Below are 25,916 nucleotides of genomic sequence, written 5' to 3' on the forward strand. Positions count from 1 at the left end.
CCGCCCGCCCCGCGCGCCCTGCGCCGCGGGGAACAAACGTCGCAGCGGCACGATCCCGTCCGTCGTATGATGCGGGCCGGGGGCAGCGAGCTTCACGCACGAACCCGTCGTGCGGCAAGCCGTATCGAGGACTGCCTTCGCATGCCAAGCCGTCCCCTGACGGCCCTGGTCGGGCGGGTGGTCGACCGCCAGTTGCGCGCCGTCCCGCTCGCCGGCCGCCTCACCATCGTGGCGCCCGACGGACGACGCCTCACGGCCGGCGACGGCGGCGGCCCGCAGGTGACCCTGCGCCTGCGCGACGGGGCGGCGGCCTGCGCCCTCCTGCTCGACCCCGAACTCAAGCTCGGCGAGTTGTACACGGAGGGTCGGATCGTCCTCGACAGCGGCACGCTGCCCGACCTGCTCACGGTCCTCTTGGCGCGCAGCCGCGGCGTGGCGCCGGTCGCCACCGTGCCCGTCATGGCGGCCCTGCGCGGGCTGGTGCGGCGCGTCGGATTCGGCAACACGCCCGCGCGCGCCCGGCGCAACGTGGCGCACCATTACGAGGCGGACGAGCGCCTCTACGCGCTCTTCCTCGACGAGGCGTGGCAGTATTCCTGCGCCTATTACGAGACGGAGGGCGACGACCTCGCGGCGGCGCAGCGCGCCAAGATGCGCCACATCGCCGCCAAGCTCCTCGCCGGGCCGGGCCAGCGCGTCCTCGACATCGGCTGCGGCTGGGGCGGCCTCGCGCTCTACCTCGCGACAGTGGCCGGCTGCGAGGAGGTGCGCGGCATCACGCTGTCGGGCCGGCAGCTCGCGCGGGCCCGCGCGCAGGCCGAGGCGCGCGGCCTCGCTGGCCGGGTGCGCTTCGCCCTGGAGGATTTCCGAAGCACGCGGGGCAGCTTCGACCGGATCGTCTCGGTGGGCATGTTCGAGCATGTCGGGCGGCCCGACTACGCCACCTTCTTCGATCGCGCCCGGGCGCGGCTCGCGGAGGAGGGCGTGATGCTGCTGCACACGATCGGGCGCACGGGCGCGCCCTACCCGACCAATCCCTGGATCACCCGCTACATCTTCCCGGGCGGCCACCTGCCGACCCTGTCCGAGATGGTGCCGGCGATCGAGCGCTCCGGCCTGATCGTCACCGACATCGAGGTGCTCCGGCTGCACTACGCCCGCACGCTCGCCGCGTGGCGGGAGCGGTTCCTGGCGCAGTCCGACACGGCGCGGCGCCTCTACGGCGAGCGCTTCTGCCGGATGTGGGACTGGTACCTCGCGAGCTGCGAGGCCGCCTTCCGGTACGAGGACGTGGTGGTGTTCCAGGTCCAGCTCGCCCGGCGCAACGACGCCGTGCCCCTCACGCGCGGCTACATCGCGAAGGGCGAGGCGCACCTGGCGGCGCGCGAAGCCGCCTTGACCGCCACCCCCGCGATGGCCGACGCCTGAGGACCGGGTTTTTCGGGTTTCGGGGAGAGGACGAAATGGGGGAGGGTGAGGCGCGGGACGCGGTCGAGGCGACCGGCGCGGTCGGGACGACCGCCAGCCGGGTGCTGGCGGCGCTGGACGGGCGGCGCCGGATCGCCTCGCTGGAGCGGGCGGGGGCGCTGCCCTCCCTGGCCGCGGCCTACCGGGTCGCGCGGGCCGTGCGCCGGGCGCGCGAGGCGCGGGGCGAGCGCCCGGTCGGGCGCAAGATCGGCTTCACGAACACGCGGATGTGGGACGAGCACGGCGTGCGCGCACCGATCTGGAGCACCGTCTACGACACGACCTCGCAGTCCCTGCCGGACGAGCGTCCGTTCGACCTCGGCGCGATGGCCGAGCCGCGCATCGAGCCCGAGATCGTCTTCGGCCTCGCGCGGGCGCCGGAGCCCGGCATGGACGAGGCGGCGCTCCTCGGCTGCGTGGCCTTCGTCGCGCACGGCTTCGAGATCGTGCAGTCGCTCTATCCGGGCTGGCGCTTCACCGCCGCCGACACGGTGGCGGCCTTCGGGCTCCACGGCGCCCTGCTGGTCGGGCCGCCGAGCGCGGTCACGCCCGGCACGGAAGCGGCGTGGCGCGAGAGCCTGTCGGCCTTCACGGTCACGCTCCTGCGCGACGGCGTCGTGGCGGACGAGGGGTCGGCCGCCGAGGTGCTGGGCGGCGGGCCGCTCACGGCCCTGCGCCACCTCGTCGGGATCCTGGCGGCGGACCCGGACGGCCCGCCGCTCGCGGCCGGCGAGATCGTCTCGACCGGCACGCTGACCCGCGCGCTGCCCGTGGCTCCGGGCGAGACCTGGACCACGCGGCTCTCCGGCCTGCCGCTGCCGGGCCTCAGCCTCACCCTGGCCTGACCGGGAGCGATGCCGCATCCTGGCGCGGACCACGCGCGCCAGGGGGTATGCGGTGATCCACCATGTCTCGTTCGGCACCAGCGACATCGCGCGCTCGCGCGCGTTCTACGATCCGGTCCTCGCGCTGCTCGGCCTGCGGCTGATCAAGCAGGACGCGGCGGGCGCCCATTACGGCGTCAGTGACATCCTGTTCAGCCTCGTGACCCCGGTGGACGGCCGCCCCGCCACGCCCGGGAACGGCGCCCACGTGGCCTTCCTCGCCCGCGACCGCGGCATGGTGCAGGAGTTCCACCGCCTCGCGCTGCGCCACGGCGGCCAGGAGGACGGCGCGCCGGGCCTGCGCCCACATTACGACGCCCACTATTACGGCGCCTTCGTGCGCGACCCGGACGGGAACAAGATCGAGGCGGTGACCCACGCGGCGGCGTGAGAGGCGGGCCGAGACTTCACTTCGTATCGGCGTAGACCGTCGCCCGCGACACCCCGAGATGGGCCGCGATGATCTCGGCCGCGCGCCTCACCTCCAGGCAGCCCTCCGCCTTGAGGTCGCGCAGCAGGTCCCGCCGCTCCTCCGCCTTCAGGGCGCGGGGCGTGGTGGCGCGGCGCGCGGCGAAATCGTCGATGCGCGTCCGGATCGCGTCGGCCCCGACCGGCGCGAGGCTCTCGCGCCCGCCCGGCGCGGCGGTGCGGGCGAACTGGCCGACCATGCCCTGGAGCGCCTGAAAAAGGGTCAGGTCGATGTTGAGGCAGAGCGCCGCCACGTAGGCGCCGTCCTGGTCCTTGATGCCGATCGAGGTGCTCTTGGCCTGCCGGCCGTCCGCGAAGACGTTCGCGTAGTTGGCGACGACCTGCGGGTAGTCCGGGTCGGCGATGCGGGCGAGGCCGAGTTCCGTGGCGGGCTCGCCCACCGCGCGCCCGGACAGGTTGTTGTGGATCGCCAGGATCGCCTGCGCCGGATCGGTGAGGTCGTGCAGCACCACCTCGCAGAACGGCGCGAAGGTCTCGCCGAGCCCCTGGGCGATCTGCCCGAGCTGCTCGAACAGGGCGGCCCGGGCGGCGTCGCGCGGGTCCGCCATGGGTAGGCTCCTCATGGCCGTGGTCCCTCCTGCACGAGGTCCGCCACCGCCGTGGCGGCCTTCAGCCCGGTCCCGGTGACGATCACCACGGTGGTCTCGCCCGCCCGGATGACGCCGGCGCCCGCCAGCTTGTCGAGGGCCGCCGCCGCGCTGGCGCAGGTCGGCTCCGCGAACAGGCCCTGCCGCGCGAGCCGCCGCAGGGCGTTCGCGATCTCGTCCTCGGTGAGCGCGACCGTGGCGCCGCCGCTCTCGCGCAGCGCCCCGATGATCTCGCGCAGCCGCAGCGGGCGCCGGATGGCCGTGCCCTCCGCGATGGTCGGCGCGACCGGCCGTGGCACGGGCGTGTCGAGGCCGGCCCGGAAGCTCGCGTCGATGGGCGAGCAGGCGAGCGGCTGGGCCGCGAAGAGCCGCGGCAGCCGCGCGATCTGGCCCGCCCGCAGCAATTCCCGGAAGCCGAAGGCGCAGCCGAGCAGGCTGCTCCCCGCGCCGACCGGCATGATGACGTTGTCCGGCGCCGCGTAGCCGAGATCCTCCCAGATCTCGTAGGCGAGGGACTTGGTGCCTTCGAGGAAGAAGGCCTGCCAGTTGTGGCTCGCGTAGAAGGTGCGGTCCGCCTGCCGGATCGCCTCGGCCTCGGATTCCTCGCGCGGCCCCTCGACCAGCTGCACCGCGGCCCCGTAGGCGCGCACCTGGGCGATCTTGGCCGGCGAGGTGGAGGCGGGCGCCAGGATCTTGACGCCCAGGCCGCCCGCCGCGCCGTAGCCGGCGACCGAGGAACCGCCGTTGCCCGAACTGTCCTCCAGCACCGCGTCGATGCCGTGCTGCCGGAGATACGACAGCATCACCGAGGTGCCGCGGTCCTTGAAGCTGCCGGTCGGGTTGAACCATTCGAGCTTGAAGACCGGGCGCAGGTCGCCCCAGGGCCGCTCGACCGCGGGCGTGCAGCCCTCGCCCAGGCTGATCGGGTCTGGGATGGCGAGGGGCAGCGCCGCGCGGAAGCGCCAGAGCGACCGGGTTCCGCGCTCGATCTCGTCGCGTGAAAGGCCCCGCCCCGGCGTGACGAGGAGCGGCCGGCGCTCGTCCGAGCACCAGCGGGGCTGATCGAGCGGGTAGAGTGTTCCGCTCACGGGGTCGGTGTAGCGCGCCTCGGACATCGTTCGGCCTCCCGCGTGAGCGCCTGATCGGATCGATGCTGGGCAGATTGTCTGATATCAGATGATTTGTCTATATATCGGGCGCGGTGCGGCCGGGAGGCCGGCGGCTCACGTCGCCCGCCTGAGCGCCAGGGCCGCGAGCAGGGCGGCAGCCAGCAGCGTCACGGCGAGCGGGGTCGCCGAGGTGTCGTGCCAGGAGGCGACCACCAGGGTGAACACGGCCCCGAAGGCCATCTGCAGGAAGCCGTAGAGGCTCGACGCGGAGCCGGCGGCGTGCGGGTCGACGTTCATCAGCCCGGCCACCGCGTTGGGCCCGAGCAGGCCCACGCCCACCGCGTAGAGGAGGAGCGGCCCGAGCAGGCTCGCCACGCCGAGCCAGCCGGCTTGGTCGACGAGGAGCAGCAGCGCGGCGCCCGCGAGGCAGATCAGGTTGCCGGCCCGCGCCGCGCGCCGGATCGGGACGCGCCGGGCGAGCCGGGTCGCCAGCGAGGCGCCCGCCACCATGCCGAGGACGACGAGCAGGCAGTCGAAGCCGACCTCCTGCGCGGAGCGCCCGAGGCGGCCGACGAGCAGGAAGGGCGCGACCGCCAGGAAGGCGTAGAGGCTGGTGCCCGCGCAGGCGCCCGCCACCGTGTAGGCACGGAAGACCGGGTGGCGCAGCAGCCGCAGATAGGCCGCCAGGATGGCGCCGAGGCCGGGCAGCGCCGTGGGGTAGCGGTTGGTCTCGGGCAGCGCGACGAGCACGATCCCCGTCAGCACGGCGACGAGGCCGGCGAGCGCCACGAACACCGCCCGCCAGCCGAAGGCGTCGTTGAGGAGGCCGCCGATCGCCGGCGCGAGGGCGGGCGTCAGGGTCATGGCCATGGTCAGGATGGCGATCTTGCGCGCCGCATCCGCGCTGGTGGAGACGTCGCGCACCATCGCGCGTCCGATCACCAGGGAGCCGCAGGCGCCGAGCGACTGCAGGACGCGCGCCGCCACCAGCACGTCGATGCGCTGGGCCGGAATCGCCAGGAGGAGCCCGAGCAGGTAGAGGCCCAGGCCCGCCAGCAGCACCGGGCGGCGGCCGAACCGGTCGGAGAGCGGCCCGTAGACGAGCTGCCCGCCCGCCAGCCCGACGAGGTAGAGGGTGATGGTGAGCTGCATCTCGGTCGGCGTGGTGCCGAGATCGACGGCGGCCGCCGCGAGGGCGGGCACGAAGATGTGCAGCGCCACAGTGCCGGTCATGGTGACGGCGACGAGGAGCCAGAGCGGGGCAGGGCGGGGCGTCGGGGAACTCGGGAGGGGGGAGGGCGTCGTCACGGGGTCGATGGGCCTGAGGGTTTCTTGGCCGGCGGGGGAAGGATCACCAATAGGCGATGAGGCGGCCGGCCGCGATCGCCCCGAGCCAGCTCGCCAGGGATACGAGCCCGGCCGCGCGCAGGCGCGTGCCGCCCGCCCCGGTGCGCCACGCCGCCCACCGGTGCAGCAGCCCGATATTGACGAGCCCCACGGCGATCGCCGCGAACTTCACGTAGAGGAGCGGGTTGGCGGCGTAGTCCACCGCCTGCACGATGAGGAGCAGCGGTCCCGTCGCCAGGGCGAGACCCAGCCCCGCCCCCGCCACCGGCACGAGCGGGCGCGCCACCGTCTCCAGCGGCAGGCCGCGCCACAGCCCGAGGAGGCGCAGGTCGAGCGCCGTGATCGCGCCGAACAGGAGCGCGATCCCCACCACGTGCGCCAGGTTGACGAGCGGGTAGATCCACGCGCTCGCCCGCAGGGTCTGCGCCAGGGCGGTGGCCTGAAGCCACGCCGCCGCCTCGCCCATCACAGCCGGTCGGGATAGATGTCGAAGGTGCGCCCGGCCACCACGAGCCGCTCGGTCTTCATCTCGCGGCGGCCGGGGTCGAGGTGGCGGTGGCCGTAGGCCGTCACCGCGGCGCCCGCCGGGACGAGGTCTTCGGTGAGGCCGGCGCGGCGCTGGTTCGACGGCGGCCCGAGCACCACGTCCCAGACCCCGTCCGCGGCCCGCACCTTGACCACCCCGTGCGGGTTGCCGAGCGTCGCGCCCTCGACGGTGCCCGTGAGCGAGAAATCCTCGCTGCCGTAGCCGGCCCAGCCGTGATGGGCCGCCGCCGCCGCGGGCAGGAGCGCGGCGAGGCCGAGCGCCGCCAGCGCTCGCCGCCGTGAGAGGATGTGCGTGATCATGGAAGCCTCCCGGTCCGTGCGGCCCCGCCGCGCGGCAGGGGCCCCGGGATAACCTAGTGCAGTCCGGGCCGCGCGGCTGCGGCCCCCGCCGCGGATCACCCCTGTCAGGTGGTGAGCGCGCGGCTGATCACGATGCGCTGCACGTCGCTCGTGCCCTCGTAGATCTGGCAGACGCGCACGTCGCGGTAGATCTGCTCGACCGGGTAATCGGCGAGGTAGCCGTAGCCGCCGTGGACCTGGATGGCGTCCGAGCAGACCTGCTCGGCCATCTCGGAGGCGAAGAGCTTGGCCATCGCCGCCTCCTTGAGGCAGGGCTGGCCGGCATCGCGCAGGCGCGCGGCGTTGAGCACGAGGAGGCGCGCCGCCTCGATCCGGGTCGCCATGTCGGCGAGCCGGAAGGCGACCGCCTGATGCGCGGTGAGTTTCTGCCCGAAGGTCTCGCGCTCGCCCGCATAGGCCAGTGCGGCCTCGAAGGCCGCCCGCGCCATGCCCACCGCCTGGGCGGCGATGCCGATGCGCCCGCCCTCCAGGTTCGACAGCGCGATCCGCAGGCCCTCGCCCTCCTGGCCGAGCATCAGGTCGGGGGTCAGCTCCATCTCCTCGAACACGATCTGGGCGGTGTCCGAGCAGCGCTGGCCGAGCTTGTGCTCCAGGCGCGCCACGCCGTAGCCGGGCGTCGCCGTCGGCACGATGAAGGCCGAAATACCCTTCTTGCCCGCCTCCGGGTCGGTGACCGCGAAGACGATCGCCACGTCGGCGTTCTTGCCCGAGGTGATGAACTGCTTGGTGCCCGAGAGCACCCAGCGGTTGCCGACGCGGCGGGCGCGGGTCTTGAGGGCGGCGGCGTCCGAGCCGGCGCCCGGCTCCGTGAGGCAGAAGGCGCCGAGCATCTCGCCGCGGGCGAGCGGATCGAGGAACCGCCGCTTCTGGTCGTCGCTGCCGAACTTCAGGATCGGCATGCACCCGACCGAGTTGTGCACGCTCATGACGGTCGAGACCGCGCCGTCGCCCGCCGCCACCTCCTCGATGGCGAGCGCATAGGCGACGTGGTCGGTGGCCGCGCCGCCATGCTCCTCGGGCACCAGCATGCCCATGAAGCCGAGCTGCCCCATCTCCCGGATCGCCTCGCGCGGGAAGGTGCCGGTGCGGTCCCATTCGGCCGAGAACGGCTTGAGGCGCTCCTGCGCGAAGCTGCGGGCGGTGTCGCGGATCAGGATCTGGTCGTCGGTCAGCATCGGGCCCTCGTCTCCCCTGGGAGGCGGTGGGATCCGCCTCTCGTGTTCGCGGGCCGGATCTTAACGCAAGAGCCGGCGCCCCGCGCGATCGGGCCGGACTGCTTTGCCGGAACGAACCCGGCAGGCGCCTTCGCGCGAGCGAGTTGAGCAGAAGCGGGCGAATCCCGCCAGACCTTTGTCGGACACAATTCACTCAACTGCCGCTGCCATCCCTTGTGCTTGTCCGACAAACTCGCTAGCCGTTGGGGCAGGACGACCGGAGCAGGCCCGTGCTGGCTGCCGCAGAGGACCGTTTCGAGAGGGTCGAGGTCGCCTCCGCCTGCCACCTCGTGGCGGAGGCGATCGAGCGGGAGATCCTGTCCGGCCGCCTGCGGCCCGGGGACGGCGTCGGCACCGAGGCCGCGCTCTGCCGCCAGTTCGGGGTGAACCGCTCCACCGTCCGCGAGGCGATCCGGATGCTCGAACAGGGCGGTCTGGTGCAGCGCGGGGGCGACCGCCGCCTCTACGCCAGCCTGCCGCGCTACAGCGGCCTCTCCTCGCGGGTGAGCCGCGCCCTGATCCTGCACGAGGTCACCTTCCGCGAACTCTGGGCCACCGCCCGGGTGCTGGAGATCGCGGCGGCCGAGCAGGCGGCCGAGAACGCCGACGCCGCGGCCATCGCCGCCCTCGAAGAGAACCAGGCCCGGGCCGAGCAGGCGCTCGACGATCCGGCCCGGCTCGCCGAACTCGATTCGCAGTTCCACTCGCTCATGAGCAAGGCGTCGCGCAACCGCGTGCTCGACCTCGCGCGCGAGCCCGCCGGGCTGCTGTTCTTCCCCACCACCGAGATGATCTGCCGGCGCGTGCCCGAGGGCGCGGCCCGGATGGTCGCGGCCCACCGCCACCTCATCGAGGCGCTGAAGGCCCGCGATGCGGCGGGCGCCGCGCTCTGGATGGCGCGCCACGTGGCGGACTGGCGCAAGGGCTTCGAGCGGGCCGGGCGCGACCTCGACGAGCCGGTCGAGCGCGTCTTCGCCCGCCACGCCCTGCGGGCGCCGTACTGAGGACTGGCGCGCCGCTTGAGGCGGGGCGCGAGACGACGAGGCCGCAGGCTCAGACGCGGAGGAACCGCGCGGGGGCGGCCCAGGGAGGGACCGAGATGGGACCACAGGTGGCCCCGCACCCCGAAAGGACGCCCGCGGGCGCGCCGTCCCCCGAGGCGGCGCCGAGCCTCGCGGTGGCGGGGCTGTCGCTGCGCTTCGGCGGCCTCAAGGTCCTCACCGGCGTCTCCTTCGACGTGGCGCCCGGCTCCATCACCGCGGTGATCGGCCCGAACGGGGCCGGCAAGACCTCGCTGTTCAACTGCATCTCGGGCTTCTACCGGCCGCAGGACGGATCGATCGCCTTCGAGGGCGAGGAGATCGGCCGGCTGCATCCCCCGGCGCGCGCCCGGCGCGGGCTCGCGCGCACCTTCCAGAACATCGCGCTCTTCCGCGGCATGACCGTGCTCGACAACATCAAGCTCGGCCGCCACGTCCACATGCGCACGAACCTCCTCGACGCGCTCCTCTACTGGGGCCGGGCGCGCCGGGAGGAGATCGAGATCCGGTCCGAGATCGAGGAGCGGGTGATCGACTTCCTCGACCTCAACCACATCCGCCACCAGCCGGTCGCCTCGCTCGCCTACGGCCTGCGCAAGCGGGTCGAGCTCGCACGCGCCCTCGCCATGCGCCCGCGCCTGCTGATGCTGGACGAGCCCGTGGCCGGCATGAACCGCGAGGAGACCGAGGACATGGCCCGCTTCATCCTCGACGTGAAGGAGGAGTGGGGCACCACGATCCTGATGGTCGAGCACGACATGGGGCTCGTCATGGACATCTCCGACCACGTCGTGGTGCTCAATTTCGGGCAGGTGATCGCGCGCGGGCGCCCCGCCGAGGTGACGGGCAACGAGGAGGTGATCCGGGCCTATCTCGGCGCGGGCGATGTCGGGGCGCTGCGCGCCCGCATCGAGGGGCGGGAGGCGGCCTGATGGAAGAATTCGACCCGCTCTTCTTCGCGGAGGTGACGCTGGCGGGCCTGGGCTCCGGGGCGCTGCTCGCGCTCACCGGGCTCGCCTTCGTGCTGATCTACAAGGCGACCCGGGTGGTGAACCTCGCCATCGGCGAGATGCTGATGGTGGGCGCCTACCTGTTCTTCGCCTTCGCGGCTGGGTTCGGCCTGCCGGCCTGGGGGGCGATCCTGCTCGCGCTCGCGGGCGGGGGCCTGCTCGGCGCGGTCATCGAGCGCGCGATCATCCGGCCGATGCTCGGCGAGAGCCCGATCTCGATCTTCATGGTGACGATCGGGCTCGGCTCGGTGCTGGTCGGCCTGGTCGAGATCATCTGGTCGCCCAGCCCGACGCAGCTGCCCGACTTCATCGGCTCGGCCCCGGTCTTTCTCGGTGAGGCGTACGTATCGCGCAAGATCGCGGTCGGGTTCGGGGTGGCCTGCCTCGTCATCGCGGGCTTCCTCGCCGCCTTCCGCACCTGGCGCGGGGGCGTGGCGCTGCGCGCCACCGCGGCCGATCAGGCGGCGGCCTATTCCTGCGGCATCGACGTGCCGAAGGTGTTTTCCGCCGCCTGGGCGCTCGCCGGGGTCGCGGCGGCGGCCGCCGGCATCCTCGTCGGCGCGATCGGCGGCATCTCGCCGACGATGGGCGTCTTCGGCCTCTCGGCCCTGGTGGTGGTGATCGTCGGCGGGCTCGATTCGGTGGCGGGCGCCCTTGTGGGCGGGCTCGTCGTCGGCCTGCTCGAAGCGTGGTCCGGCACCTTCCTGGGCGGGGAGTACAAGATCGTGGCGACCTTCAGCCTGCTGCTGGCCGTCCTCATCGTGCGGCCCTACGGGCTGTTCGGCACCGCCGAGATCGAGCGGCTCTGATGCGGATCGGCGCCCTCAAGACCTCCTACGCGGCCGACCACGCGCTGTTCGACACGCCCGTGCAGCGCGCGTGGCTCGGCCTCGGCGCGGCGCTGCTCGTCGCCCTGCCCTTCGTCGCCGACGACTACTGGCTCTACCTCGCCTGCCTCGTCGCCATCCACGTCATCGCGACCACGGGGCTCAACATCCTCACCGGCTTCACCGGCCTCGTGAGCCTCGGGCACGCGGCCTTCATGGGGGTGGGCGCCTACACGGCGGCCCTGATGGAGATCCGCCTCGGCGCGCCCTTCCTCCTCAACCTGCTGGGCGGGGGGCTGATGGCGGCGGGCGTCGGCGTCCTCGTCGGGCTGCCGAGCCTGCGGGTGAAGGGGCTCTACCTCGCCATCGCCACCATCGCGGCCTCGTTCATCCTGCACTTCGTCTTCCAGAACTGGAGCGCGGTGACGGGGGGCATCGCCGGGCTCAGCGTGCCCCCGGCCCGGATCCTCGGGATCGAACTGGCGGGGGGGGNTTCGTCTTCCAGAACTGGAGCGCGGTGACGGGGGGCATCGCCGGGCTCAGCGTGCCCCCGGCCCGGATCCTCGGGATCGAACTGGCGCGGCCGGCCGCGCTCTACTGGGTGATCCTGCCGCTCGCCGGCCTGTCGGTGCTGGCCGCCGCCAACCTCTTCCGCACCCGGATCGGCCGGGCCTTCATCGCGATCCGCGACCGGGACATCTCGGCCGAGATCCTCGGCATCCCGCTCCTGCGCTACAAGCTGATGAGCTTCGGCCTCTCGGCCTTCTACGCGGGGCTGGCGGGCGGGCTCTTCGCCTACTTCTTCCGCTCGATCACGCCCGAGAGCTTCCCGCTCGTCTACTCGATCTTCTTCCTCGCCGCGGTGATCGTCGGCGGCATGGGCACGATCCTCGGCGGCATCCTGGGCGCCGCCTTCATGACGATGGTGCCGGAGGTGCTCAAGCTCGCGGTGGGCCTCGCCTCGCCCTGGCTGCCCAACGCCGTGGCGATCCTCTCGCCGGTGCGCACCGTGGTGTTCGGCCTGCTCATCATCGGCTTCCTGATCTTCGAGCCGCATGGGCTGGCCGAGATCTGGCGCCGCATCCGCCGCTTCTTCCACCTGTGGCCCTTCAGAACCTGACCAACGAACCGGAGGAGACGCAACGCCATGTCGACCACGCTGACGACCACCGCGATCACCCGACGCCAGGCCCTCGCGGCGGGCGTGGCCGGGACGGGCCTGCTCGCCGGCCTCTCGCCGGCCCGCGCCCAGGCGGGCGAGATCGTCATCGGCGGCTCGATCCCGATCACCGGCGTCTTCGCCTTCGCGGGCATCGGCATCAACGACGGCATCGCCGACTACGTGAAGATCATCAACGAGGCCGGCGGCATCCAGGGCCGCAAGGTCCGCTACATCCCGGAGGACACGGCCTACAAGGTCGACCAGTCGGTCGCGGTCTTCAACAAGATCACCGGCTCCAACCCGGTCAGCTTCTACTACAGCGATTCCACCGGCTTCGCGAAGGCGATCAACCCGGAGCTGAACCGCAAGAACACGATGATCATGGCGGGTGCCTCCTTCGCCTCCGAGCTGAACAACCCGAAGGCCTACCCGAACCAGTTCATCGCCGGGCCGGACTATTCCGAGATGATCGGCGTCCTGCTCGAATACATCGCCAAGACGCAGCCGGGCGCCCGGATCGCGCTGGTCAACTCCGACACCGAGTTCGGCCGCGACCCGATCGCCGCCACGGAGGCGATGGCGGCCAAGCTCAAGCTGCCCATCGCCACCAAGATCGTCACCCCGCCGACCTCCGTCGACGTGTCCACCGAGGTGCTGAAGCTGCGCCGCGCCAACCCGGACTTCACCCTCTTCCACGGCTACATCCTGGCGCCGCTGCCCGAGTTCATGAGCCAAGCCAAGCAGCTCGGCCTCAAGACCAAGTTCATGGGCACCTTCTGGTCGATGGACAACTCGATCTGGACGCGGGTCGGCGAGCCCGCGGACGGGTTCATGGGGGTGATGCCCTACCGCTACTACTACGACGAGGCGCCCGATGCGCCGATGCTGCAGAAGATCCGGGCGATGCGGCCGGAGTACCAGTCCACCGCCTACATGCAGGGCTTCCTCACCGCGATGCTCTTCTGCGAATGCGCCAAGCGCACGCTCGCGGCGGGCCAGGAGCTGACCGCCCCCAACCTGAAGGCCGCGCTCACCACCCTCAAGGACTTCGACACCGGCGGGATCATCGGGGTGCCGATCACGCTCGCGGGCAACACCTTCCCGGTCGGGCGGATCTACCGCTACGACGCTGGCCAGAAGCGCATGATCGGCCAGGGCGACTGGATCCGCCTCGGCAAGGATGCCGGATGAGCGCGGCCGGCCCGATCCTCGACGTCGCCAACATCGAGGTCATCTACAACAAGACCGTGCAGGTGCTGCGCGGCCTCTCGCTCGCGGTGCCGCGCGGCCAGGTGGTGGCGCTGCTCGGCTCCAACGGGGCGGGCAAGTCCACCACGCTCAAGGCGGTCTCGCGCCTGCTCGAGATCGAGGACGGGGCGGTGACGGGGGGCGCGATCCGCTTCGACGGACAGGACGTGGCGGCGCTGGCGCCCCACGCGCTGGTGCGGCGCGGCCTCTTCCACGTCATGGAGGGGCGGCGGATCTTCGAGGACCTGAGCGTCGAGGACAATCTCACCGCCGCGACCTTCGCGCGGCCCGGGCGCCGGCCGGCCGAAGGCTTCGACCTCGTCTACGCCTACTTCCCGCGCCTGTTCGAGCGCCGTTCCAGCCTCGCCGGCTACCTGTCGGGGGGCGAGCAGCAGATGCTGGCGATCGGCCGTGCGCTGATCGCCGCGCCGCAGCTGATCCTCCTCGACGAGCCCTCGCTCGGCCTCTCGCCGATCCTGGTCGAAGAGATCTTTTCCATCATCGCCCGCATCAACCGCGAGCAGGGCACCGCCATGCTGCTCGTGGAGCAGAACGCAGCGGTCGCCTTCGCGGTCTCGCACTACGCCTACATCATGGAGACCGGCAAGATCGTCATCGACGGCCCGGTGGAGCGGCTGATGCACGACGCCGACGTGCGCGAGTTCTACCTCGGGCTCGGCGCCGCCGGGCAGGGCCGGAGCTTCCGGGACGTGAAGCACTACAAGCGGCGGAAGAGGTGGCTCTCGTGACCGCGTCCCCCGCGGGGGGCCGGCCCGGCCTGACCCTGCCCGATCTCACCCTGCCCCAGATGCTGCGCGAGCAGGCGCGCCGCCAGCCCGACCGCGTGGCGATCCGCCAGAAGGATTTCGGCATCTGGCACCCGGTGACCTGGGCGACCTACGCGGCACGGGCGGAGGCCGCCGGCCTCGGCCTGCGGGCGCTGGGCCTGGCCGCGGGCGGCCACGTGGCGGTGCTGTCCGAGAACCGGGTCGAGTGGGTGCTGGCCCAGCTCGGCGCCGGCCTCGTCGGCGCGGTGACGGTGGGCGTCTACCCGACGAGCCCGGCGGGCGAGGTCGCTTACGTGCTCGGCCACGCGCAGGCCGAGATCGTGGTCTGCGAGGACCAGGAGCAGGTCGACAAGGTGCTGGAGCGCCACCACGAGCTGCCGGCGCTCCGCCGCGTCGTGGTGATGGAGACCAAGGGCGCGCGCGCCTACCCGCCCGACTTCGTCCTCACCTTCGCGGCCCTGGAGGAGGCCGGGCGGGCCTTCGGCGCGGCGCATCCTCGCCTCGTGGAGGAGGTGCTGGCCCGCCAAGATCTCTCCGACATCGGGCTGATGATCTACACCTCGGGCTCGACGGGCAAACCCAAGGGCGCGATGCTGAGCTACCGCAACATCCGGGCGCAGGCGCTCGTGATCGCGGAGCGGATCGGGCTCGACCGCGACAGCATCCACCTCTCCTACCTGCCGCTCTGCCACGTGGCCGAGCAGATGCTGACCACGATGGGGCCGATCTACCGCGGGTCGCAGGTGAGTTTCGGCGAGTCGCTGCGCACCGTGCAGGAGGACCTGCGCGAGGTTGCCCCCACGGTCTTCCTCGGCGTGCCGCGGATCTGGGAAAAGCTGCACGCGGCCATCACCATGAAGCTCGCCGAGGCCGGGGGCTGGCGGCTCGCGCTGTTCGAGCGGGCCCTGCGCGCCTGCGAGCCCTTCGCGGAGGTGCCGCGGGCGCGCCGCACGCTCGCCCAGCGCCTCACCTTCGGGCTGTGGTACGCGCTGGTCTTCCGGGCGCTGCAGAACTTCATCGGCCTGCGCCGCGTGCACGTCGCGATGACCGGCGCGGCCCCGATCCCGGCCCGGATCGTGCGCTTCTTCCGCACCCTCGGTGTGCCGCTCGTGGAGGCCTACGGGGCGACCGAGACTTCCGGCATCGCCGCCTGCCAGCGGGTCGGCGCGGTGGTGCCGCTCTGCGTCGGGCCGGCCGCCCACGGGGTCGAGCTCGCGCGCGGCCCGGACGGCGAACTGCTCGCCCGCGGCGACACGGTCTTCGTCGGCTACTACCGCAACGAGGAGGCGACCCGGGCCGCCTTCACGCCGGACGGCTTCCTGCGCACCGGCGACGTGGCCGAGCAGGTCGAGGGCCAGTGGCGCATCGTCGACCGGCTCAAGGACATCATGATCACGGCCGGCGGCAAGAACCTCAGCCCCTCCGAGATCGAGAACACCGTGAAGGCGAGCCCCTACGTCAAGGAATGCATCGTGATCGGCGAGGGCCGCAAGTACGTCTCGGCCCTGATCCAGATCGACGCCGAGACGGTGGGCCAGTGGGCGGAGGCGCAGGGCATCACCTTCACGCATTTCCGCAGCCTCGCCGAGCACCCGCGGGTGCGCGCGCTGATCGACGGCGAGGTTGCGGCGGCGAACGGGCAACTCGCCCCGGTGTCCCAGGTCCGGCGCTTCCACCTGCTGGCCAAGGAACTCGACCACGACGACGACGAGGTGACGGCGACCATGAAGGTGCGCCGCGCCACCATCCAGACCAAGTACGCCGAGGAGATCCGCGGCCTCTACGCGGCGTGAGCGACGAAGGAGCCGGCATGCAGCCCGTCATCGACAGCTTCGAGGAGGAGACCGGCATCGCGGTCGTCACCTTCAACCGGCCGGAGGTGCTCAACGCCCTCGACGTGCCCACCGCAATCGCCTTCCGGGCGGCGGTGGAGCGCCTCGTGGCGCGGGAGGGCCTGCGCTGCATCGTGCTGCGAGGGGCGGGGCGCGCCTTCGTGGCGGGCGGGGACGTGGCGAGCTTCGGCCCCGATCCCGAGCGGGTCGTGAACGCGCTCCTCGACGCGCTCCACCCGGCGATCCTGGCGCTGCGCGCCTGCCCGGCGCCGGTGGTCGCCGTGGTGCAGGGCGCGGCGGCCGGCGCGGGCCTGAGTCTCGTGCTCGGCGCCGACCTCGTGCTGGCGAGCGACCGCGCCCGCTTCCTCCTCGCCTACGACCGGCTCGGCACCACGCCCGATTGCGGGGCGACGTGGTTCCTGCCCCGCCGGGTCGGGCGCGAGCGCGCCTTCGCGCTGATGCTGCTCGGCCGCGACCTCGACGCCGCGGCGGCCCGGGAGGCCGGCCTCGTGACCGAGGTCGTGCCCGCGGACGAACTCGACGCGCGGAGCGACGCCGTCATCCGCCGCATCGCCGCCGGGCCGACCCTGGCCTACGGCCGCTACAAGCGCCTGATCGACGAGGGCGCGGGCACCTCCCTCGCCGATCAGCTGGAGGCCGAGCGCGCGGCCTTCCTCGCCTCCACCCGAACGGCCGATTTTCGCGAGGGCGTCGCGGCCTTCCTGGAGAAGCGGGCGGCCTCCTTCCGGGGAACGTGAGGGCGGATGCGGGTGCCAAGTCCGCCCGACAATCGTCCCGCCCGACAATCGTCCCGCCCGACAATCGTCCCGCCCGGCAGGTCGGCGCCGTAACCGCCGGCCCTCGCCGCACGAACGGGTGTCAGGATCCTTCGCGAGGAGCGCGGCCCCCGTGGCGCACGAGACCCGGCACGGCACGACCATCGAGGCGCTGGCGCGGCGTCTCGAACCGATGCGCCGGCTCGAACCGCCGGGGCGGCGCGTCGCCGTCTGGGGGGCGGTCGTGCTGGCGCTCGGCACCGGGCTCGCCGCCGTGGCCGATCTCGCCGGGCTCGCCCGCCGCATGGCCGCGATGCCGGAGATCGGCCTGATGCTCGCCGCCGCCGCGCTCACCGCCGCCGCCGCCGGGCTCGCCGCCGTGCTGACCGGCCTGCCGGACCGCAGCCCGCACTGGGGCTGGCTGCCGCTGCCGCCGCTCGGTCTCTGGCTGGGGGCCGGCACCGCGGCGGTGCTGCGCGGCGGCGGGAGCGGGGGGAGCCTCGCGGAGGCGGCCGGCTGCGCCCTGTTCGTGGCGGGCGTCGCGCTGCCGGTCGCCCTCGTCCTCGCCGAGGGGGTGCGCCGCGGCCACCCGCTGCGCCCACGCCTGACCGGAGGCCTCGTCGGGCTCGGCGCGGCAGCGAGCGCCGAGACGCTGCTCGCCTTCTTCCATCCCCACCTGCCGAGCCCCGGCGACCTCGCCCTGCACGCGGCGGTCCTGGGCGCCATCGCGGGCGGCGGCGCGCTCTGCGGTCGAAAAATTCTCGTCGCCCCGCGCGCGGGCGAGCCGCTCGAACCGGCTCCCGCGCCGGGCCGCGGCGGGTTATCCTGAGTCCGAGGCCGCCGGAACCCGCGCATGGACCTCGAAGCCAGACTCTCCTCCGCCATGACGGCGGCGCAGGGCGGGGACGCCACCGCCTACCGGGCGCTGCTCGGCGCCTGCGTGCCGGTCATCGCCGCCACCGCCCGCGCGCAGGGCGTGCGGGGCGACGCCGTGGACGACGTGGTGCAGGAGACCCTGCTCACCGTCCACCGGGCGCGCGCCACCTACGACCCGGACCGCGCCTTCCTGCCCTGGCTGCGCGCCATCGCGCAGCGCCGCGCCATCGACCTGATGCGCCGCGCCGGGCGCCGGCCGCGGGAGGTCCACGACCCGCTCGCCTACGAGGCCGAGATCGATGCCGGTCCCCGCCCCGGAGAGAGCGTCGAGCGGCGGCAGAGCGCGGCGCGCCTCGCCCGCGCGGTGGCGTCCCTGCCGGAGGGCCAGCGGCAGGCGGTGGAACTGCTCTCGCTGCGCGAGCAGTCCCTGGAGGAGGCCGCGGCCGAGACCGGCCGCACCAAGGGCGCGCTCAAGGTCAACCTGCACCGGGCGCTCAAGACGCTGCGCGCCGCCCTGAGGGGCGATAGGGAAGAGGGTCATGTCTGACGCCGCCTCACACGACGCCCTGGTCGAGGTGCTCGCCGCGCGCCTCACGCCGGTGCGCCCGCTGCCGTCGCCGGCGCTGCGCGGCCTCGTCTGGTGCGCCGCCGTGCTCGCCATCGGATTCCTCGCCCTGCCCTTCGCCGATCTCGCCGCGTTGCGCGCCCGGATGGAGGTGCCGGACCTGCGGCTCGCGGTCATCGGCTCGGCGCTGACCGCCTGGGCCGCCGCGGTCGCGGCCTTCGAGACCAGCGTGCCGGGGCGCTCTCCCCGCTGGGCGCTGCTGCCGCTCGCCCCCGCCGCCCTCTGGATCGGGGCGAGCGGCGTCGGCTGCCTGCGGGCGTGGCTCGCTCCCGGCACCACGCTGGCGGAGGGGGCCGACATGCGCGGCTGCGCCGCCATCCTGATCGGCTTTTCGCTGCCGCTCTCGGTGGCGCTCGGCGCGATGCTGCGCCGGGCCTGCCCGCTGCGCCCGATCCTGACGGCGGCCCTCGCCGGGCTCGCGGTCGCGGCCGCGGCGGCGACGCTCCTCGTGCCGGTCCATCCCCACGACGCCACCGGCACCGACCTCGCGATCCACGCGGTGGTGGTCGTGGTGGTGATCGGCCTCAACGCGCTGGCGGGCGGGCGCCTCCTCGACCGCGCCCGCCCGTGAGGTAACCGCCGCTACCGCACCTGCGAAGAGTCGTGGCAGAGGGGATACGGTTCCCACCACCAGCCTTGCGGGAGACGATGATGAAGCTCCTCGTCGCGGCGACACCGCTCACCGGCCACCTCAACCCGCTCCTCGCGGTCGCCCGCGCGGCGCAGGCGCGGGGCGACGACGTGGCCGTCACCACGGCCTCCGGCTTCCGCGCCCGGGTCGAGGCCGAGGGCCTGCGCTGCCTGCCCTACGAGGACGACCACGCCGCCGAGTACCGCGCGACGGCGCTGCCGGCCGGCCCCGAGCGCTACCGGCGCGAGTTCGAGCGCCGCTTCATCGACGGCCTGCCGGGCCAAGCGGCGTGGCTGCGCGGGCTGATCGCGCGGGAGCGCCCGGACGTGCTCGTGGCGGGCAGTCTCGTGCTGGGTGTCTTGCCGCTGCTGCTCGGGTCCGATCCAAGGCCCCCGGTCGTGACCTGCAACGTGAGCTTCCTGTTTCTCGACCGGCCGGACGGCGCGCCGGTCGGGCCGGGCCTGCCGCCGGCCCACGACGCCGACGAGCGGGCGCGCTACGCGGCGATCCGCGCCCAGGTCGAGGCCGCCTTCACGCAGCCGGTGCGCGCCTACACGGACGCGGTGCTGGCGCAGGCCGGGGCGCCGGTCCTTCCGGCCTCGCTGCCCCAGTCCATCCTCACCCTGCCGGACGCCCTGGTGCAGTTCACCACGCCCGCGTTCGAGTACGATTTCGCGCCCCTGCCGCCGACGATCCATTTCGTCGGCGCGCTGCCCCCGCCCGCGCACGCGGGCCCGCGTCCCGACTGGTGGGGCGACCTCGACGGCGGGCGCCGGATCGTCCTCGTCACGCAGGGGACCCTCGCCAACGCGGATTTCGACGAACTCGTCACGCCGACCCTGGCGGCGCTCGGCCCCCGCGAGGACGTGCTGGTCGTGGCCACGACGGGGGGACGCCCCCTCGACGCGGTGCGCGGGCCGATCCCGGCGAATGCCCGCTTGGCGGCCTTCCTGCCCTTCGCCGACCTGATGCCCCGGCTCTCGGCGCTGGTCACCAACGGCGGCTACGGCACCGTGCAGGCCGCGCTGCAGGCGGGCGTGCCGATCCTCTCGGCCGGGCTCACCGAGGACAAGGCCGAGATCGGCACCCGGGTCGCGTGGTCGGGGGCGGGGCTCAACCTCGCGACCAACGCCCCGCCGCCCGCCGACATCCGCCGCAGCCTCGACGCGCTCCTCGACGAACCGCGCTTCCGCGCCCGCGCCCAAACCCTCGCGGCCGACTTCGCCCGCCACGATCCCCTCGCCGAGACCCTGGCGGTCATCGACGCGGTGAGCGGGGCCGGCTGGCGGTGAGGTATTTGGAGGGCGGGGAACCCCTCTCCCGTGCGGGAGAGGGGTTCCCCGCCCTCCACTTACGCTGTCTCGCACCGGCCGCACCGATAAGGGTGAGTCTGGCTCCCTCCACCCTTGACCCATCCCGCCCTGCTCAGCTAAAGAGAACATATGGCGAACAAGCGGGCATTGTCCTGGTCGGCGGCGATGCGGGACATCGAGAACGATCGGTCGAGGAGGTCGGGCGTGCGCGAGGAACGGCTCAGGGCGACGATGAACCTGCGGGGCACCCCGGCGCTGCCGCTGAGCGCGTGGCGCGGGCATTCGGGGCGGCGCTACGTGGTGGGCATCCACGACCTCGACGCGGATGCGGCCGAGATCGGGACGGCGGTGGTGATCGCGGTGCGCCGGGACGGCGGCGGCACGGCGGAACTCCTCGACGTGGCGGCGGTGGGCGACAGCCCGCGCGAGAGGCTCGGCGGTTGGCTGCGCCGCGCCCGCGCGCAGGGCGCCACCGAGATGCACGTCCACCGCCTCGCCGAGGGCGAGGCGGAGCGCAAGGCCGTGGTGGCGGATCTCGGCGGGACGGCCGTCAGTAGATCGGTCCGGACGACCATGCGGGACTGGTGAGGGGCAGCGGCGCCGTCGTCTCCGGCCCCTCGTCCGGGGCCGTCGCGTAGCGCGGCGGCGCGGGGCGGGGCGCGTAGGCTGCCGCGGGCGGCGCGGCGGGCACCGGCGTGCGGGCGACGCGGCTCGGGCTCGGCGCGTGGCGCGAGCTCATCGGCGTCACGCCGTAGGGATCGTCCTCCTCCACGTCGATCGGCGCCGGGTCGGGCGCGGGCTGCCACGCGGGCGGCTTGCGGCGGATCGGCGAGGCGGCCGTGCCGGGGGACGGCAACTGCGGCTGGAACTTGATCAGCGGCTTGCAGATCCGGCGCAGGCCGCGCGGGTCGTGACGCGCCAGATCGAGGTGCAGGTGGTCGTAGTGGAAGGCGTCCGAGCCCGGCGCCAGCACGGTGGTGAAGTGATTGCAGGCGCCGAGGAAGACCTCGCGCAGGAAGGCCTGCTCGGCCTCCGTGCCGCGCCAGCCGCCCTTCACTGTGACGACGGTGCCGTCCGCGAAGCGGAAGGACATCACGTCGACCGCGTTGCCGAAGGAATGCTCCGAGAGCTTGGCGCCGACTTGGTTGTTGCGGCCGCGGCAGGCGTAGGAGCCCGAGTTCATCTCGACCACGGGCTGCCCGAAATAGAGGTTGGCCGCCGGCTGCACCGTGCCGTGCAGCCACGCCTCCACCTCCGGGATGATCGGGCAGGCGAGCGTCATGCGCTGCTTGAGCGCCACGGTGCCGCCCGCGAGCCGCGTGACCCGGAAGGGCTGCACCATCCCGCACACGCCCGGGCCGTCGATCTCCTTCATCGGCACCATGTCCTCGCCGGCCTTGACGAGGCCGCGGGCGAGGCAGGTCTGCTCCGCCTGCGTGCGCCAGGGTTCGCGCTGCTCAAAAGTCTTGAGCGCGCATCCGGTAAGCCCCAGGCCGAAGAGCGTGAAGGCTGAGAACGCAACGAAGCCACGACGCATGATGCCGAGATTGCGCACGATGCCGTAAACGATCGGTCAACCGTGGGTGGGCTGCGCCTGCCCCATCGCGGGCCGCATCCGGAGGCGATGTCGGAGCGCGAAACCCCCGACGGGCCGGTGGCCGACCGCGCCTGCGCCCCGCATCGGGGGTCTGACATCGCGGGTGTTGCGGCTATGCTCGCGCGGAACCTGAGCCGCCGGGAGAGAGCGCATCGTGATCCGCCTGCAGCCGCGCACCGAGACGCCGCGCCACCTCGCCCTCGCGGTGCCGGTCGCGGCGGCGCTCGCCGCGCTGGCGCTGGCGGCGATCCCGCTCGCGCTCGCGGGCGCGCCGATCGGGCGGGCCTACGCGACCATGCTGGAGGGCGCGTTCGGCTCCCGCTTCGCGCTGGCCGAGGTGCTGACGCGCGCCACCCCGCTCATCCTCACCGGCCTTGCCGCCGCCGTGGCGTTCCGGGCGCGCCTCTACAACATCGGGGCGGAGGGGCAGCTCTACGTCGGGGCGCTGGCGGCGATCGCCGTGGGCGCGGGGGCCGTCGACGGCCCGCCCGCCCTGATGATCCCGCTGGTGCTCGGCGTCGGGGCGCTCGCGGGAGCGGCCCTGATGCTCGGGCCGACCCTGGCGCGGGTCCTGCTCGGAGCGGACGAGGTCGTCACCACGCTCCTCCTCAACTTCGTGGTGCTCCTCCTCGTGCAGATGATGATCGAGGGGCCGATGAAGGACCCGATGAGCCTCGGCTGGCCGCAATCCGAGCCGCTGATCGACGCCGCCCAGCTGCCCAAGCTCGTCGAGCGCACCCGGCTCCATGCCGGTCTCCTCGGCGCGCTCGCCTGCGCGCTCGGCCTGCACGTGCTCCTGTCGCGCACGGTGGCCGGCTACGCCATCCGGGCCGTGGGGGCGGCGCCGGCCGCGGCGCGCTTCGCGGGGCTGCCGGTCGCCGGCACGCTCGTCGGCGTGGGCGCGCTCTCGGGGGCGCTCGCCGGGCTCGCGGGGGCGGGCGAGGTCGCGGGGGTGAAGGGTTTTCTCGCCGCCGATCTCTCCCCGGGCTACGGCTACGCGGGCATCGTGGTGGCGATGCTGGCGGGGCTCTCGCCGCTCGGCACCGTCGCGGCGGCGTTCTTCGTCGCCGCGGTGTTCGTGGGTGCGGATTCGATGAGCCGGGCCGTCACCGTGTCGAGCTACATCGCCAACCTGATCGTCGCGATGGCGCTGATCGCCGTGCTGGTGGCGGGGATCCTCACCCGCTACCGGGTGCGCCTCGCGCCGCGGGCCGGGAGCGCCTGACCATGCAGACGGCCCTCGACATCCTCCTCACGGTCTCGTTCTGGGCCGCGGCCCTGCGCATCGCCACGCCGCTGATCTTCGGGGTGGCGGGGGCGGTGCTGTGCGAGCGCGCGGGCGTGCTCAACCTCGGCATCGAGGGCATCATGACGGCGGGCGCCATGACGGGCTGGCTCGCGGTGCATCTCGGGGCCGGCCTGTGGGGCGGGGTGCTGGTCGCGGCCGCGACCGGGGCGCTGCTCGGCCTGCTCGTCGCCGGCCTCACCGTGACGCTCGGCCTGTCGCAGCACGTGAGCGGACTCGCCGTCACGCTGCTGGCGACCAGCGCGTCCTATTTCGGCTACCGCCTCGCGCTCCCGGCCGCCGCCGACCCGCCGCGGATCGTGCCCTTCGCGCCCCTCGACCTGCCGTTCCTGTCGGACCTGCCGGTGCTCGGCCCCGTGCTGTTTCGCCAGACCGCCCTCACCCTGCTGGCGCTCGGCGTGATCGCGCTCCTCGCGTGGTTCCTCGCCCGCACGCCGCTGGGGCTCGCCGTGCGGGCGGTGGGCGAGAACCCGGCCGCCGTGGAGGCGCAGGGCATCGACGTGCACCGCCTGCGGATCGGCGCGGTGGTGGCCGGCTCCGCCCTGATGGCGGTGGGAGGCGCCTTCCTGACCCTCTCGGCCTTCAACGCCTTCTTCTTCGAGATGGTGGCCGGGCGCGGCTGGATCTGCATCGCGCTCACCGTCTTCGCCGGCTGGCGGCCCGGCAAGGCGCTGCTCGGCGCGGTGCTGTTCGGCGCCTTCGACGCCTTTCAGGTCCGGCTGCAGCAGGTCGCGGGCGGCGTGGTCCCGGGGCAGGTCTTCCTGATGCTGCCCTACCTCCTGTCGATCGCGGCCCTGCTCGTCGGCGCCCGCAACGCCCGGGCGCCCAAGGCCCTGATGGTTCCCTACATCCGCGGCGAGCGCTGAGGCGCGCGGCGATCACGAGGGCGCTCCCCATGGACATCGATCTCATCGTCCGCGACGCCACCCTGCCGGACGGCCGCACCGGCCAGGACATCGCGGTGGCGGGCGGGCGCATCGTCGGGCTCGAACCCCGGATCCCGGCGACCGCGCGCGAGGAGATCGACGCGGGCGGGCACCTCGTCGCGCCGCCCTTCGTCGATTGCCACTTCCACATGGACGCGACGCTCTCCCTCGGGCGCCCGCGGCTCAACGAATCCGGCACGCTGCTGGAGGGCATCGCGCTCTGGGGCGAGCTGAAGCCGCTCCTGACGGCCGAGGCGGTGATCGAGCGGGCGCTCGCCTATTGCGACCTCGCGGTGGCGCAGGGCCTGCTCGCGGTGCGCAGCCACGTCGACGTCTGCGACGACCGGCTGCTCGCCGTGGACGCGCTCCTCGACGTCAAGGCGCGGGTCGCCCCCTACCTCGACCTGCAGCTCGTCGCCTTCCCGCAGGACGGCTATCTCCGCGCGCCCACGGCCGCGGCGAACCTGGAGCGGGCCCTCGACCGCGGCGTGGAGGTAGTGGGCGGCATCCCGCATTTCGAGCGCACCATGCCGGAGGGCGCGGAGTCGGTGCGCCGCCTGTGCGAGATCGCCGCCGCGCGGGGCCTGCGGGTCGACATGCATTGCGACGAGACCGATGACCCGCTCTCGCGCCACGTCGAAACACTCGCCGCCGAGACCGTGCGGCTCGGGCTCCAGGGGCGGGTGGCGGGCTCGCACCTCACCTCCATGCACTCCATGGACAATTACTACGTCTCGAAGCTCACCGCCCTGATGGCGGAGGCGCGGCTGCAGGTGGTGTCCAACCCGCTCATCAACATCGTGCTCCAGGGCCGGCACGACACCTACCCCAAGCGCCGCGGCCTCACCCGGGTGCCGGAGCTGCGGGCGGCCGGACTCACGGTCGCCTTCGGGCAGGATTGCTGCATGGACCCATGGTACAGCCTCGGCGCCGCCGACATGCTCGACGTCGCGCATATGGGCCTGCACGTGGCGCAGATGACCGGGCGGGCGGGTATGCGGGCCTGCTTCGAGGCCGTGACCACGGAGGCCGCCGCCGTGATGGGCCTGTCCGGGTACGGCCTGCGGGTCGGCGCCCACGGCGACCTCGTGGTGCTGCAGGCGCGCGACCCGATCGAGGCGATCCGGCTGCGCGCGGCCCGCCTGCACGTGGTGCGCCGCGGCCGGGTGATCGCCCGCACGGCGCCCCGCACGACCGCCCTCGCCCTGCCGGGGCGCCCGGCCCGGATCGATCCCGCCGCCTACGCGCCGACGGCGCGACCGCCCGGAGCGTGATCCCGGGCATCGCCCCGGATCGCCGCCGCCGGCTCAGGTCTCGTCGGAAGCCCCATCCGGCTTGCGGCGGCGGCGCTGCTGGCCCAGGCCGAGGCTGCGGGCGAGCTGCGAGCGCTGCTCCGAATAGGCCGGCGAGGTCATCGGGTAGTCGGGCGGGAGCCCCCACTTGGCCCGGTAGGTGGCGGGCGTCAGCCCCTTCTGGGTCAGGTGCCGGCGCAGGGTCTTGCAGGGCTTGCCGTCCTCGAAGCTGATGAGGGCCTCGCGGGTGATCGAGCGGCGAATTTCGGATGCACTCGCCTTGGTGACCGGCTGTACGCGTGCGGTCTTCTCACGGCCGGCGTCGCGCATGGCGCTGAAGACGTCGCTGATCAGCTTGGTCAGGTCCTCGGGTTGCAGGGTGTTGTGGCTGGCGAAGGCCGAGACGATGCCGACGGTGAGATCGAGAATTTCGGTGTGGCTACGGCTGGGCTCGGTCATACGTGCGGAACCTGGGACTGTTTCGACGGGTGTGAAGAGTCTCCAAGTAGCGCGACGAGCGTGATCGGAAAAGTCGTTCTAACGTCTAAGTCTTTTCCTACGGCATCGGTTAAGGCGTGGCGGCTCTTGCGTCTTGCATTGAAGAAACCGGAAAGGTGTTTTTCTGCGGCGCCCGGCAGCACGGGACCGGCTCGCCGGGAGAGGG

28 protein-coding genes are annotated in these 25,916 nt (G+C 73.3%); 20 read left to right on the top strand and 8 right to left on the bottom strand.

The window, feature by feature from the left end; translation table 11 throughout:
• The first annotated feature begins 141 nt into the window (after positions 1–141).
• From ACKUB9_RS00365 to ACKUB9_RS00375, 3 genes are read left to right on the top strand one after another with little or no spacing between them, the layout of a single operon-like run.
• Positions 142–1,428, top strand: coding sequence for a class I SAM-dependent methyltransferase (locus ACKUB9_RS00365; RefSeq protein WP_407518575.1), 1,287 nt, complete (start codon positions 142–144; stop codon positions 1,426–1,428).
• A 35-nt stretch (positions 1,429–1,463) separates the two neighbouring features.
• Positions 1,464–2,312 carry a 2-keto-4-pentenoate hydratase gene (locus ACKUB9_RS00370; RefSeq protein WP_407518576.1) on the top strand — a complete coding sequence of 283 codons (849 nt, stop codon included), beginning with the start codon at positions 1,464–1,466 and terminating at the stop codon, positions 2,310–2,312.
• 52 nt (positions 2,313–2,364) lie between these two features.
• On the top strand, positions 2,365–2,742 hold the full coding sequence (locus ACKUB9_RS00375; RefSeq protein ID WP_407518577.1) for a VOC family protein: 378 nt from the start codon (positions 2,365–2,367) through the stop codon (positions 2,740–2,742).
• A 16-nt stretch (positions 2,743–2,758) separates the two neighbouring features.
• Here ACKUB9_RS00375 and ACKUB9_RS00380 read toward each other — a convergent pair whose 3' ends face one another.
• The 6 genes from ACKUB9_RS00380 to ACKUB9_RS00405 form a co-directional block, all read right to left on the bottom strand.
• Positions 2,759–3,388, bottom strand: coding sequence for a helix-turn-helix transcriptional regulator (locus ACKUB9_RS00380; RefSeq protein WP_407518578.1), 630 nt, complete (start codon positions 3,386–3,388; stop codon positions 2,759–2,761).
• A gap of 11 nt (positions 3,389–3,399) precedes the next feature.
• Entirely contained in the window at positions 3,400–4,542 is a 1,143-nt protein-coding gene (locus ACKUB9_RS00385; protein WP_407518579.1) for a threonine synthase, read from the bottom strand.
• Positions 4,543–4,650: 108 nt separating this feature from the next.
• Positions 4,651–5,844, bottom strand: a complete 1,194-nt coding sequence (locus ACKUB9_RS00390; RefSeq protein WP_407518580.1) for a multidrug effflux MFS transporter — start codon at positions 5,842–5,844, stop codon at positions 4,651–4,653.
• Positions 5,845–5,887: 43 nt separating this feature from the next.
• Positions 5,888–6,349, bottom strand: a complete 462-nt coding sequence (locus ACKUB9_RS00395; protein ID WP_407518581.1) for a DUF2214 domain-containing protein — start codon at positions 6,347–6,349, stop codon at positions 5,888–5,890.
• Complete coding sequence (locus tag ACKUB9_RS00400; RefSeq protein ID WP_407518582.1) at positions 6,349–6,729, bottom strand: DUF6152 family protein; 381 nt, start codon at positions 6,727–6,729, stop codon at positions 6,349–6,351. The genes ACKUB9_RS00395 and ACKUB9_RS00400 overlap by 1 nt, the downstream gene beginning before the upstream one ends.
• A 104-nt stretch (positions 6,730–6,833) precedes the next feature.
• Positions 6,834–7,964, bottom strand: a complete 1,131-nt coding sequence (locus ACKUB9_RS00405; RefSeq protein ID WP_407518583.1) for an acyl-CoA dehydrogenase family protein — start codon at positions 7,962–7,964, stop codon at positions 6,834–6,836.
• A gap of 269 nt (positions 7,965–8,233) precedes the next feature.
• Here ACKUB9_RS00405 and ACKUB9_RS00410 point away from each other — a divergent pair, with 269 nt between their 5' ends.
• From ACKUB9_RS00410 to ACKUB9_RS00475, 14 genes are all read left to right on the top strand, one after another.
• Complete coding sequence (locus tag ACKUB9_RS00410; RefSeq protein WP_407518584.1) at positions 8,234–9,007, top strand: FadR/GntR family transcriptional regulator; 774 nt, start codon at positions 8,234–8,236, stop codon at positions 9,005–9,007.
• A 95-nt stretch (positions 9,008–9,102) separates the two neighbouring features.
• Positions 9,103–9,975, top strand: a complete 873-nt coding sequence (locus tag ACKUB9_RS00415) for an ABC transporter ATP-binding protein (RefSeq protein WP_407518585.1) — start codon at positions 9,103–9,105, stop codon at positions 9,973–9,975.
• Entirely contained in the window at positions 9,975–10,862 is an 888-nt protein-coding gene (locus ACKUB9_RS00420; protein WP_407518586.1) for a branched-chain amino acid ABC transporter permease, read from the top strand. Before ACKUB9_RS00415 ends, ACKUB9_RS00420 begins: the two co-directional genes overlap by 1 nt.
• A complete protein-coding gene (locus ACKUB9_RS00425; protein WP_410825728.1) occupies positions 10,862–11,401 on the top strand; it encodes a branched-chain amino acid ABC transporter permease in 540 nt (179 codons plus the stop codon). Before ACKUB9_RS00420 ends, ACKUB9_RS00425 begins: the two co-directional genes overlap by 1 nt.
• Complete coding sequence (locus tag ACKUB9_RS00430) at positions 11,398–12,000, top strand: branched-chain amino acid ABC transporter permease (protein ID WP_410825730.1); 603 nt, start codon at positions 11,398–11,400, stop codon at positions 11,998–12,000. Before ACKUB9_RS00425 ends, ACKUB9_RS00430 begins: the two co-directional genes overlap by 4 nt.
• A gap of 27 nt (positions 12,001–12,027) precedes the next feature.
• On the top strand, positions 12,028–13,233 hold the full coding sequence (locus ACKUB9_RS00435; RefSeq protein WP_407518588.1) for an ABC transporter substrate-binding protein: 1,206 nt from the start codon (positions 12,028–12,030) through the stop codon (positions 13,231–13,233).
• Positions 13,230–14,039 (top strand): ABC transporter ATP-binding protein, encoded by an 810-nt coding sequence (locus ACKUB9_RS00440; protein WP_407518589.1) that lies wholly within the window; start codon positions 13,230–13,232, stop codon positions 14,037–14,039. Before ACKUB9_RS00435 ends, ACKUB9_RS00440 begins: the two co-directional genes overlap by 4 nt.
• The gene (locus ACKUB9_RS00445) at positions 14,036–15,871 is read left to right on the top strand and encodes an AMP-dependent synthetase/ligase (protein WP_407518590.1); all 1,836 of its coding nucleotides are present in this window, start codon (positions 14,036–14,038) and stop codon (positions 15,869–15,871) included. The genes ACKUB9_RS00440 and ACKUB9_RS00445 overlap by 4 nt, the downstream gene beginning before the upstream one ends.
• Positions 15,872–15,888: 17 nt before the next feature.
• On the top strand, positions 15,889–16,668 hold the full coding sequence (locus tag ACKUB9_RS00450; RefSeq protein ID WP_407518591.1) for an enoyl-CoA hydratase/isomerase family protein: 780 nt from the start codon (positions 15,889–15,891) through the stop codon (positions 16,666–16,668).
• Between the two features lie 151 nt (positions 16,669–16,819).
• A complete protein-coding gene (locus tag ACKUB9_RS00455) occupies positions 16,820–17,515 on the top strand; it encodes an NrsF family protein (RefSeq protein WP_407518592.1) in 696 nt (231 codons plus the stop codon).
• Between the two features lie 24 nt (positions 17,516–17,539).
• Positions 17,540–18,109 (top strand): RNA polymerase sigma factor, encoded by a 570-nt coding sequence (locus ACKUB9_RS00460; protein ID WP_407518593.1) that lies wholly within the window; start codon positions 17,540–17,542, stop codon positions 18,107–18,109.
• Positions 18,102–18,758, top strand: coding sequence for an NrsF family protein (locus tag ACKUB9_RS00465; RefSeq protein WP_407518594.1), 657 nt, complete (start codon positions 18,102–18,104; stop codon positions 18,756–18,758). Before ACKUB9_RS00460 ends, ACKUB9_RS00465 begins: the two co-directional genes overlap by 8 nt.
• Positions 18,759–18,838: 80 nt before the next feature.
• Entirely contained in the window at positions 18,839–20,110 is a 1,272-nt protein-coding gene (locus ACKUB9_RS00470; protein WP_407518595.1) for a glycosyltransferase, read from the top strand.
• A 150-nt stretch (positions 20,111–20,260) separates the two neighbouring features.
• Positions 20,261–20,719 carry a hypothetical protein gene (locus ACKUB9_RS00475; protein WP_407518596.1) on the top strand — a complete coding sequence of 153 codons (459 nt, stop codon included), beginning with the start codon at positions 20,261–20,263 and terminating at the stop codon, positions 20,717–20,719.
• Here the strand turns inward: ACKUB9_RS00475 and ACKUB9_RS00480 are convergent.
• A complete protein-coding gene (locus tag ACKUB9_RS00480; RefSeq protein ID WP_407518597.1) occupies positions 20,682–21,668 on the bottom strand; it encodes an extensin-like domain-containing protein in 987 nt (328 codons plus the stop codon). The two genes, ACKUB9_RS00475 and ACKUB9_RS00480, sit on opposite strands and share 38 nt — an antisense overlap.
• Positions 21,669–21,882: 214 nt before the next feature.
• On the opposite strand from ACKUB9_RS00480, the gene ACKUB9_RS00485 reads away from it, so the two are divergent.
• Genes ACKUB9_RS00485 through ACKUB9_RS00495 form a run of 3 tightly spaced genes read left to right on the top strand, consistent with a single transcriptional unit; the run spans position 21,883 to position 25,234 of the window.
• Positions 21,883–22,953: an ABC transporter permease gene (locus tag ACKUB9_RS00485; protein ID WP_407518598.1), complete on the top strand. Its 1,071-nt coding sequence runs from the start codon at positions 21,883–21,885 to the stop codon at positions 22,951–22,953.
• Between the two features lie 2 nt (positions 22,954–22,955).
• The gene (locus ACKUB9_RS00490; RefSeq protein ID WP_407518599.1) at positions 22,956–23,900 is read left to right on the top strand and encodes an ABC transporter permease; all 945 of its coding nucleotides are present in this window, start codon (positions 22,956–22,958) and stop codon (positions 23,898–23,900) included.
• Positions 23,901–23,929: 29 nt separating this feature from the next.
• The gene (locus ACKUB9_RS00495; protein ID WP_407518600.1) at positions 23,930–25,234 is read left to right on the top strand and encodes an amidohydrolase family protein; all 1,305 of its coding nucleotides are present in this window, start codon (positions 23,930–23,932) and stop codon (positions 25,232–25,234) included.
• Between the two features lie 33 nt (positions 25,235–25,267).
• Here ACKUB9_RS00495 and ACKUB9_RS00500 read toward each other — a convergent pair whose 3' ends face one another.
• On the bottom strand, positions 25,268–25,711 hold the full coding sequence (locus tag ACKUB9_RS00500; RefSeq protein WP_407518601.1) for a Ros/MucR family transcriptional regulator: 444 nt from the start codon (positions 25,709–25,711) through the stop codon (positions 25,268–25,270).
• Positions 25,712–25,916: the final 205 nt, after the last annotated feature.

This window comes from Methylobacterium oryzisoli, assembly GCF_046557895.1.
Lineage (GTDB): Bacteria > Pseudomonadota > Alphaproteobacteria > Rhizobiales > Beijerinckiaceae > Methylobacterium > Methylobacterium oryzisoli.

Bases quoted from the DNA above. Each gene is read 5' to 3' on its own strand.
- ACKUB9_RS00465 (WP_407518594.1), top strand. From the start codon at position 18,102: ATGTCTGACGCCGCCTCACACGACGCCCTGGTCGAGGTGCTCGCCGCG.
- ACKUB9_RS00475 (WP_407518596.1), top strand. From the start codon at position 20,261: ATGGCGAACAAGCGGGCATTGTCCTGGTCGGCGGCGATGCGGGACATC.
- ACKUB9_RS00420 (WP_407518586.1), top strand. From the start codon at position 9,975: ATGGAAGAATTCGACCCGCTCTTCTTCGCGGAGGTGACGCTGGCGGGC.
- ACKUB9_RS00365 (WP_407518575.1), top strand. From the start codon at position 142: ATGCCAAGCCGTCCCCTGACGGCCCTGGTCGGGCGGGTGGTCGACCGC.
- ACKUB9_RS00440 (WP_407518589.1), top strand. From the start codon at position 13,230: ATGAGCGCGGCCGGCCCGATCCTCGACGTCGCCAACATCGAGGTCATC.
- ACKUB9_RS00435 (WP_407518588.1), top strand. From the start codon at position 12,028: ATGTCGACCACGCTGACGACCACCGCGATCACCCGACGCCAGGCCCTC.
- ACKUB9_RS00370 (WP_407518576.1), top strand. From the start codon at position 1,464: ATGGGGGAGGGTGAGGCGCGGGACGCGGTCGAGGCGACCGGCGCGGTC.
- ACKUB9_RS00490 (WP_407518599.1), top strand. From the start codon at position 22,956: ATGCAGACGGCCCTCGACATCCTCCTCACGGTCTCGTTCTGGGCCGCG.
- ACKUB9_RS00395 (WP_407518581.1), bottom strand. From the start codon at position 6,349: ATGGGCGAGGCGGCGGCGTGGCTTCAGGCCACCGCCCTGGCGCAGACC.
- ACKUB9_RS00470 (WP_407518595.1), top strand. From the start codon at position 18,839: ATGAAGCTCCTCGTCGCGGCGACACCGCTCACCGGCCACCTCAACCCG.
- ACKUB9_RS00415 (WP_407518585.1), top strand. From the start codon at position 9,103: ATGGGACCACAGGTGGCCCCGCACCCCGAAAGGACGCCCGCGGGCGCG.
- ACKUB9_RS00480 (WP_407518597.1), bottom strand. From the start codon at position 21,668: ATGCGTCGTGGCTTCGTTGCGTTCTCAGCCTTCACGCTCTTCGGCCTG.
- ACKUB9_RS00400 (WP_407518582.1), bottom strand. From the start codon at position 6,729: ATGATCACGCACATCCTCTCACGGCGGCGAGCGCTGGCGGCGCTCGGC.
- ACKUB9_RS00380 (WP_407518578.1), bottom strand. From the start codon at position 3,388: ATGGCGGACCCGCGCGACGCCGCCCGGGCCGCCCTGTTCGAGCAGCTC.
- ACKUB9_RS00460 (WP_407518593.1), top strand. From the start codon at position 17,540: ATGGACCTCGAAGCCAGACTCTCCTCCGCCATGACGGCGGCGCAGGGC.
- ACKUB9_RS00450 (WP_407518591.1), top strand. From the start codon at position 15,889: ATGCAGCCCGTCATCGACAGCTTCGAGGAGGAGACCGGCATCGCGGTC.
- ACKUB9_RS00495 (WP_407518600.1), top strand. From the start codon at position 23,930: ATGGACATCGATCTCATCGTCCGCGACGCCACCCTGCCGGACGGCCGC.
- ACKUB9_RS00405 (WP_407518583.1), bottom strand. From the start codon at position 7,964: ATGCTGACCGACGACCAGATCCTGATCCGCGACACCGCCCGCAGCTTC.
- ACKUB9_RS00500 (WP_407518601.1), bottom strand. From the start codon at position 25,711: ATGACCGAGCCCAGCCGTAGCCACACCGAAATTCTCGATCTCACCGTC.
- ACKUB9_RS00385 (WP_407518579.1), bottom strand. From the start codon at position 4,542: ATGTCCGAGGCGCGCTACACCGACCCCGTGAGCGGAACACTCTACCCG.